General features: G+C 76.0%; 1 protein-coding gene. It reads right to left on the bottom strand.

Features of this window, described 5'->3' with window-relative positions:
* The coding region (locus GL263_RS27120; RefSeq protein ID WP_182858373.1) for an ABC transporter ATP-binding protein at window positions 1–1025 on the bottom strand (1025 nt) is incomplete at its 3' end.
* Window positions 1026–1064 lie beyond the last annotated feature (39 nt).

The following is a 1064-nucleotide window of genomic DNA, read 5'->3' as shown; positions in this document are numbered from 1 at the left end:
AAGCCGGCACACGAGATTTCCTGAGGGCGCGTGGGCTCTGAGATGTGTATCAGAGACAGCATTCGGACAAGTCCCTCGCCGCTGCCGCCGAGCGCGAGGTAGACGTCCTCCAGGCTGGGCGTGGCGAGGGTGAAGTCGTCCAGCGCGGCGAAGGCCGGCCCGCCGGTGACGGCGGTGACGGCCGCGCGAGCGTCGGCCGGCGAGAGCCGCAGCGTCCAGCGGCGGCCGGTGCGCTGCGCCCGGCCCTCCAGGGCCGCGACCTCCGGCACGTGCAGCGGGGGTTCCGAACGCCACACCAGGTCCAGCCGGACGTCGTCCCCGACCAGCGCCTTGAGGCCGCCCGGGGTGTCGCAGGCGATGACCCGCCCCCGGTCGACGACGGCGACCCGGTCGAGCACCGTCTCCGCCTCGATGACGTTGTGGGTGACCAGCAGGACGGTCGCGCCGCGTTCCACGCGGCGGCGGTCGATCGCCGCCCACACCGCGCGGCGGGCCAGCGGGTCCATGCCGGTGGTCGGCTCGTCCAGGACGAGCAGCCCGCGCTCGCCGACCAGCGCGGCGGCCACATGGGCCAGTCGCCGCTCACCGCCGGACAGGCGCTTCAGCGGGCGGTCGGCCAGCGGCGTCAGTCCCAGCTCGGCCAGCACGGCGGTCGCCTCGGCGCGGGCCGCGTCGGCTGCCAGGCCGCGCAGCCGGGCGGTCGTCTCGGCGGCGAGGAACACCGACAGCTCGTCCAGCGCGGTGGTCTCCTGGCCGAGGTAGGCGAGCAGGCGGGCCGCCCGCTCCGGGTGGCGCACGAGATCGTGGCCGAGTACCCGGATCTCGCCGGAGTCCGGGCGCAGCAGCCCGGTGAGCTGGCGGACGAGCGTCGACTTGCCGGCGCCGTTGGGGCCGAGCAGTCCGAAGACCTCTCCGCGCCGCACGCTGAGGCTGATCCCGTCGCTCGCCCGGACGGGCTCCCCCGCCGGCCTGCCGCGTCGGGCGCGGCGCGCCGGGTAGGTCTTGACCAGGTCGGTCACGGTGATCGCGGCGCCCGCCGCGGCGCTGACGGCATCGTCGGCGGG

Source organism: Streptomyces durbertensis, from assembly GCF_014156695.1.
Taxonomy (GTDB): domain Bacteria; phylum Actinomycetota; class Actinomycetes; order Streptomycetales; family Streptomycetaceae; genus Streptomyces; species Streptomyces durbertensis.
This window is presented reverse-complemented; position numbering and strand designations above follow the sequence as displayed.